The sequence below is a fragment of the Pseudomonas sp. ICMP 3272 genome, from assembly GCF_001466905.1.
In the GTDB taxonomy this organism is placed as follows: Bacteria; Pseudomonadota; Gammaproteobacteria; order Pseudomonadales; family Pseudomonadaceae; genus Aquipseudomonas; species Aquipseudomonas amygdali.
This window is the reverse complement of the sequence record NZ_LKEK01000072.1, coordinates 36,890-43,400: the sequence shown is the minus strand read 5'-3', so window position 1 is coordinate 43,400 and position 6,511 is coordinate 36,890. Positions and strand designations below refer to the sequence as shown.

The window sequence follows — 6,511 nt, the reverse complement described above, 5'->3', positions numbered from 1 at the left end:
TGGCGCGGCAGGTACTGTTGCCGGTGAATGTCTTGCCCTGTACTTCAATGGCTTCCAGGCGCTGACGCACCAGGCGTTCACCGTCTTTGAAGGTGCCATGGCTGTAGTGATCAAACACGTCATACACTTCATACGCGTCGACGTTGCCCTGCTCATTGAGGCTCGGCATGCCGACAGGCAACTGATTACGGGGCTGCTTGTAGTCGAATGTCTGAATGGACATGCGCCCCGATTGCAGACGTCGATGGCTGCGCCATTCGGTAATCGAGTCCGCTGTTTCGGTAACGGATGCGCTGTGATAACGAATGGTTGGCTGTTGCTGCAGGGGAGAGAGGTCACGCGAGTGATCAAGAATGATCAGTGTGTGCTTTTCCTGATTGTGATCGAAATAGAAGAACAGGCCTTCGTGTTCCAGCAACCTCAATACAAAGGTCAGATCGCTTTCACGGTACTGGGTGATGTAACTGTGCGTCTTGAGTGGCTGGCTGAGTTGAAACTCGAAGTCGGGCAATGCGCCGTAGGCTGCAAATACCGTTCGGATAACGGCTTCGATGGTCTGTTCCTGAAATATGCGCGAGTCGACGCGTCGCGAGAGCATCCACAGCCAGGGGCTGAGCGTGGCGCTGTAGCGGGCCAGGCCGCCGTCGCTGCCTTCCAGGCTGAAGGCACTGATATAACCATTGATGTAGCGCGATTCGCCGGTGGCGAGTTCTATTGCCAATTGTGCAGGCTGGCCGATCTGCGATTTGAGTTCCAGGCCGGCGTCGCGGCTGATCATCGACAACTCGAAACTGAACAGCTCGGACAGGCTTTCAGTGCCGGAAAAACTTTCCAGCAGGAGTTCCTGTTCGTCACGGGCAACGGTCGTCAGCTTGATCAAACGACGGTTTTGTGGCGCAAATAGCGCCGTTAGATCCTTTAACATTGTTGCTCCGTTATATAAAACCAGCCGCTCGTTCCGCTAGAGAGTGCTGATATAGAGAGGGGCGTGAGTCTATAGACTTCTTTCCGGGGCACACACTTAAATTGCAATGGGCCATCACCGGGCAACATTACTCCTCATGGCGCGCTGAGGTAGTGGGGAATGGCTAACGATTTCGTCGTCCAATTCATAAGAAGCTGTAGTGCGTTTCTTACGGCGCAATGAACACAGCCATGCAGACTGCAAGACTTTGCTTTTGGAGAGGGCTGGAGGCGTGTGCTATGAAAAGCCCTGGCTCACGAGCATCAGGGCTTTTTAGTTGGCGTTTACTGCAGGCTTATATTGGCCAGCGTGACGATAATGCCTATGCCCGCGACAGTGGCGGCTACTGCGTTGATGGAGAACACTGTGCGTATCTTTCTGGACAGTCTCCATGGCTTTACAGCGAACGCATAAATCAGCAGAAAGATGATCGCGAAGATTTCCACCTGCGCTAGCAGGACTACCGCACTGCCCAAGGCCATTGATCCGGAAAGGCCATCAGCGTCTCGCGACAGATAATATGTCAGCAGAGTGCCGATGATGGGTAGCCAGATCCCCAGGCTGATAAGAATCAGTGGGATGGGGTTGAAAGGGCGTGTTTGGTTTTCGGTGTCCACTTTTTTTCCTTGATGAGTGATCCGGCGATCAGGGCTTCTCAATCTCTGAAACTGCTGTCGGTGCCTCGGTCTTCACGGTGCGTATCTCGCGGCTCCATTGCAGGATGATCATCACCAGCGTTGGAATGCCCAGCAGAGCGGTGATCAGGAAGAAATTGTGATAACCGAATTTCTCCACCACCACGCCGGAATAACCGCCCAGCAAACGCGGCAACAGCAGCATGATTGAGCTGAGCAGTGCGTATTGAGTGGCGGAAAACTTAAGGTTGGTGAGGCTCGACAGGTAGGCGACAAACGCTGATGTCGCCAGCCCTGAGCTGAGGTTGTCCAGTGAGATGGTCAGGATCAGCATCTTCACGTTCGGGCCCATGTCCGCCAGCAACAGGAACAGGATGTTGGTCGCTGCCGAGGTGAAGCCGCCGATGAACAGGATCGGCATGATGCCGAAGCGTACGATCAGCAGACCACCGGCACCAGCGCCCAGCAGGGTCATGATCAGGCCGAAGATCTTGCTGACACTGGCGATCTGGTCCTTGGTGAAGCCCTGGTCGATGTAGAACACGTTGGCCATGACGCCCATCACCGTGTCCGACATTCGATAGGTCGCAATCAGGCCCAGTAACAGCAGGGCCTGCCAGCGGTAACGCATGATGAAGTCGTTGATCGGCGTAAGCACCGGCGCCAGCCCGCGACGACCCATTGACGACAGGCAGGCGAAGGTCAGAAGCGTATAGAGAATGGCGCGCAGGAAAGCCCGGTCTTCCAGCAGCAGGTCCATCCAGCTGGTGCCGTTGAACAGCACGCTGGCGAAGTCGGTGTTGTAAAGCTGGGTAAACATTGCCGGTACTGAAACCAGCAGCACAATGAGCACGAACACCGAGGCCAACTGGTGGGTAAAACCATAGCGCGCTGCCGACAGCTGGGTGCGCAACGGTACTGGCGGCTCGCGCATGATCAGCGTAGTGACCAGCGCTGGCAGCATCAGCAGGCCAAACAGCACATAGGTGCCGGTCCACGCCGAATGCTTGTAGGCAAAGCCTGTTGAGCCGAAACCTTCAGCGAAGTAAAGCGCGCCCGCGGTCGCCAACAGTGCGGCCACCCGATAGCCGGACATGTAACTGGCGGCGAGGGCGGCCTGCTGGGTGTCCTGAGCGATTTCAAGGCGATAGGCGTCGATGGCGATGTCTTGCGTTGCGGAGGCGAAGGCCACTACTACAGCAATTGCGATCAGCCAAGACAAATGCTTCTGCGGATCGCAGAAACCCATACCAATCAGGCCGAGAATCACCAGGCTCTGTGCAAGCACCAACCAGGAGCGCCGCCGCCCCAGCTTGCCCAGAAACGGCAGGCGCCATTGGTCGAGTAAGGGCGACCAGACCCATTTAAAGGCGTAGGCAAGACCGATCAGGCTCGCATAGCCGATGGTCTCGCGAGCAACACCGGCTTCGCGCAACCACACGGATAAGGTCGAAAAGACCAGCATATAAGGCATGCCCGCAGCGAATCCGAGCAGCAGTAACACTAATGTCGACGGGCTGGCATATGCGGCGAGCGCGGCGCGCCAGGTTTTACGGGGCATGGGCTGGAATCTGCCTCAGGTTACGAAAACAAAGGGCGCACTCTAACCGCTGTGCTATAGGGGACGCCAGCCATGGCGCTGCATATCCACCCGATTATTCCGAATGGTAACGCCCTCGGCGCGTAAACGGGCTCGCTGTTCGTCACCGGACACACTGCCAGCGGGCAGACTGAGCCGACCGCCGGCCCCCAACACCCGATGCCAGGGCAGGGAAGAGCCGTCCGGCAACTGACTCAATGTACGGCCCACCCAGCGCGCAGCTCTGCCCAGCCCTGCCATTTCAGCCAGTTGACCGTAAGCGACCACTTTGCCCTCCGGTATTTGCGCCATCGTCAGGTAGAGGGCCGTACGTCGTATTTCGGCAGATGACGGCTCGCCAGGGTAAAGAAGTGTCAAGTCTGGGTTGGTCACACATTTATCCTGTATAAAACGATATTGATTGTCGTTCGCGGAACTTTGGTCGATCGCTGCTGTCTGTTACCACCGTGTCCGGCGGTCAATGGATTGAGATCGCCTTGATGTTCTTCTGCAGGATAATGCCCGCCTTCCCGCCAAACAGAGCCTGATTACCGCTTATGTTGTCCAGAACCCTGCTGTGCCTCGCAATTACTACTGTTTCAACTCCATTGCTTGCCGACACTGTCTGGTTGAAGAACGGTGACCGGCTGACTGGCACAATCAAAGTGTTCGATGGTGGCAAGCTACTGTTGCAGACCGAATACGGCGGCGCTATTCCGTTGGACTGGAAGCAGGTCAAAACTCTGCAAAGCGATCAGCCACTACTGGTCAAGCAGGATGAGCACACAGGCGAAGTCTCCAAGTCGTTGCAGGCTGCCGATGATGGCAAGGTCGTGCTGGCTAATGGCGATGCACCCAAGACCGTCGAACTGGCAAGTATCCATCAGATCATCAAGCCCAAGCCGGTTATCACTGATCTTGTCTGGAAAGGCAATATCGATGCGGCGCTGGATTTCCAGCAGGCAGAAAACGACACCAATGACTACAACATTGCCTTCAAGACTTCAGCGCGTCACGGCCAATGGCGCCATAACGCCAAAGGCGATTACAACCGCGAAACGACCGATGATGTGGTCGGCACTGACAACTGGAGCGCCGAATACTCGCTGGATCGCTTCCTGACCGAGAAATTCTTCTGGGATGCTCGTGTCACCTACAAGCGCGACAAGATCGAAGACCTGTCGCGTCAGCGTGTTGTCGGTACAGGTCCTGGTTACCAGCTGTGGGATGACGAGCTGGGAGCCTTCAAGGTCGGTGCGCTGCTTAACCGTACAGATTTCGAATTCTCCAATGGCCAGAAGGAAAACTTCTATTCGGTCGCAGGTACCTGGGATTACAACCGCTACCTGATCGGCAAGAAGTTCGAGTTCTTCAGCAACGGCGAGCTGGGCAAACCGTTGAGCGGCGTTGCCGATTACTCCATGGATGTCGAAGCCGGGCTGCGCTACAAGGTTACCGACTGGGCATCGCTTAACCTGAAGGCCGAGAAAAACATCATCAGTGGCTCGGATAACGGCGACGTGGACAAGACCCGCTACACCGCCGGTTTCGGTGTGAGCTGGTAAGCAACGTGGCGAGCGATGCGCACTGTGTGCATCGCTCTGCCAGGATGGGTTGACTAGATTCTCATCGCGCCGTCCAGCTCCAGTATGCGGCCGCTGAAATAATCGTTTTCAAGAATGTAAGCCACCGAGTGGGCGATTTCGTCTGGTTTGCCCATGCGCTTGAGCGGGATGGCCGAGGTCATCCTCTCAAGTGCTTCGGGGCGCATGCTTTCGGTCATTTCGGTTTCAATGAACCCAGGTGCCACGCCCGCCACGCGGATTCCGTAGCGTGCCAGTTCCCTTGCCCAAGTAACGGTCGCAGCGGCAACGCCGGCCTTGGCTGCCGAATAGTTGGTTTGTCCGATATTCCCTGCCCGTGAAATCGACGATATATTGATGATCGCGCCCTGAGTCTTCTGCTCGATCATTTTCGCCGCTACCTCGCGCGTGCAGAGGAATACGCCGGTCAGGTTGACGTCAATTACCGACTGCCACTGCGCCAGGCTCAGTTTGGTAATTTCGCCATCCTTGACCTTGACCAGCAGGCCGTCACGCAAAATACCGGCGTTGTTGACCAGGCCATGAATGGCCCCGAAGTCCTCGGCGACCTTGTTGACTGTGTCGACGACCTGTTCTTCATTGGCGACATTGCATAGATAGGCGCGAGCATTGACCCCAAGCGCCTCACAGGCTGCGACAGCCTGATCAAGCTTGTCCTGATTCAGGTCCAGCAGTGCCAGGTTCGCGCCCTTGCCAGCCAGATATTTGGCCATGGCTCTGCCTAGCCCCTGGCATCCGCCGGTGATAATTATCAGCTTGTCTTTCAATTCCATGTGCGTGCCCAATCACAGTTGATCGTTTCCATGGCATCACTGGCTTGATGCGAGTGCTTATGCCATAGCCAGAGCACGTTATAGGCTGTTTTTGCGCGTTCGTCTCGGGTCTGCCATCTGGCCCTGAAATACACCGATACACGTTTGTGAAGCCCAGGTTCAGCTGACTTATGCGCATAATTGAGCTGTTACCCAAGCGCAGGGAGCTTGAATTAACGACCTTCTGACATCACATACGGTCTACTCGGAAGGCATTCTTCCCTTGAGGAACTCATTTGATGCGTGTTTTTTTGCTGCTGTTTTTATTATTCCCGGTACTTGAGCTGTTTCTGCTGGTTCGTGTCGGGATGTCCATCGGCTTTCTCTGGACCTTCCTGCTGGTCGTCGCGACGTCCATGCTCGGCTTGTTCGTCATGCGGGTAGCCGGTTTTGCCACGGCGCTGCGTGCGCGCGAAAGCCTGGCGCGTGGCGAGCTGCCTGCCCAGGAAATGCTTGAAGGCCTAATGGTCGCCGTCGGTGGCGGTCTACTGCTGTTGCCCGGCTTCATCAGTGACATTCTGGGTGTGATCTGTCTGCTGCCGATTACTCGTCGTCTGCTGATCAACAAGGTTCGTCGCCGTGCAGAGGATCAGGCTATGCGTCAGCGCGCCTTCGCCGATGATCTGCAGACTCAGGCCAATCAGGGACCTGCCAGCCATCGCCCGAATGCCATTCACCAGCCGACCCGCGAGCCGGATGTGATCGAAGGTGAGTTCGAACATCGCGACAAGTAGACGTTACACCCCCGGCAGCGCGGCACCTTCGGGTGCCGCGCTCGTTTTGGGGTGGCAGTTGGGCTGTAAAATTTTTTTGCCCAAGACTTGTAATCACTTTGCTCGCCCTTATGTATGGGTCACCGCAAGGTTTCTGGCATGAAGGCCAGACCGTATTCTGCGGTTCGCGCGTCGAACCGTAAC

7 protein-coding genes are annotated in these 6,511 nt (G+C 56.1%); 2 read left to right on the top strand and 5 right to left on the bottom strand.

Annotated features, from left to right (window positions below; all coding sequences use genetic code 11):
• From AO068_RS20365 to AO068_RS20350, 4 genes are all read right to left on the bottom strand, one after another.
• Window positions 1-925 (bottom strand): type VI secretion system Vgr family protein (locus AO068_RS20365; RefSeq protein ID WP_152999754.1); only part of this gene is annotated, 925 nt, incomplete at its 3' end.
• A 323-nt stretch (window positions 926-1,248) separates the two neighbouring features.
• A complete protein-coding gene (locus AO068_RS20360; RefSeq protein WP_004656474.1) occupies window positions 1,249-1,581 on the bottom strand; it encodes a hypothetical protein in 333 nt (110 codons plus the stop codon).
• Window positions 1,582-1,609: 28 nt separating this feature from the next.
• Complete coding sequence (locus tag AO068_RS20355) at window positions 1,610-3,160, bottom strand: AmpG family muropeptide MFS transporter (protein ID WP_058409282.1); 1,551 nt, start codon at window positions 3,158-3,160, stop codon at window positions 1,610-1,612.
• 54 nt (window positions 3,161-3,214) lie between these two features.
• Complete coding sequence (locus AO068_RS20350) at window positions 3,215-3,571, bottom strand: MGMT family protein (RefSeq protein WP_058409281.1); 357 nt, start codon at window positions 3,569-3,571, stop codon at window positions 3,215-3,217.
• Between the two features lie 164 nt (window positions 3,572-3,735).
• Here AO068_RS20350 and AO068_RS20345 point away from each other — a divergent pair, with 164 nt between their 5' ends.
• Window positions 3,736-4,743 carry a DUF481 domain-containing protein gene (locus AO068_RS20345; protein WP_002555026.1) on the top strand — a complete coding sequence of 336 codons (1,008 nt, stop codon included), beginning with the start codon at window positions 3,736-3,738 and terminating at the stop codon, window positions 4,741-4,743.
• Window positions 4,744-4,796: 53 nt separating this feature from the next.
• Here AO068_RS20345 and AO068_RS20340 read toward each other — a convergent pair whose 3' ends face one another.
• The gene (locus AO068_RS20340) at window positions 4,797-5,555 is read right to left on the bottom strand and encodes an SDR family oxidoreductase (protein ID WP_057401643.1); all 759 of its coding nucleotides are present in this window, start codon (window positions 5,553-5,555) and stop codon (window positions 4,797-4,799) included.
• Window positions 5,556-5,833: 278 nt separating this feature from the next.
• Here AO068_RS20340 and AO068_RS20335 point away from each other — a divergent pair, with 278 nt between their 5' ends.
• Window positions 5,834-6,328: an FxsA family protein gene (locus tag AO068_RS20335; RefSeq protein WP_002555024.1), complete on the top strand. Its 495-nt coding sequence runs from the start codon at window positions 5,834-5,836 to the stop codon at window positions 6,326-6,328.
• Window positions 6,329-6,511: the final 183 nt, after the last annotated feature.

Excerpts from the sequence above, each read along its gene's own strand:
- AO068_RS20340 (WP_057401643.1), bottom strand. The coding sequence starts at position 5,555 with ATGGAATTGAAAGACAAGCTGATAATTATCACCGGCGGATGCCAGGGG.
- AO068_RS20345 (WP_002555026.1), top strand. The coding sequence starts at position 3,736 with ATGTTGTCCAGAACCCTGCTGTGCCTCGCAATTACTACTGTTTCAACT.
- AO068_RS20355 (WP_058409282.1), bottom strand. The coding sequence starts at position 3,160 with ATGCCCCGTAAAACCTGGCGCGCCGCGCTCGCCGCATATGCCAGCCCG.
- AO068_RS20335 (WP_002555024.1), top strand. The coding sequence starts at position 5,834 with ATGCGTGTTTTTTTGCTGCTGTTTTTATTATTCCCGGTACTTGAGCTG.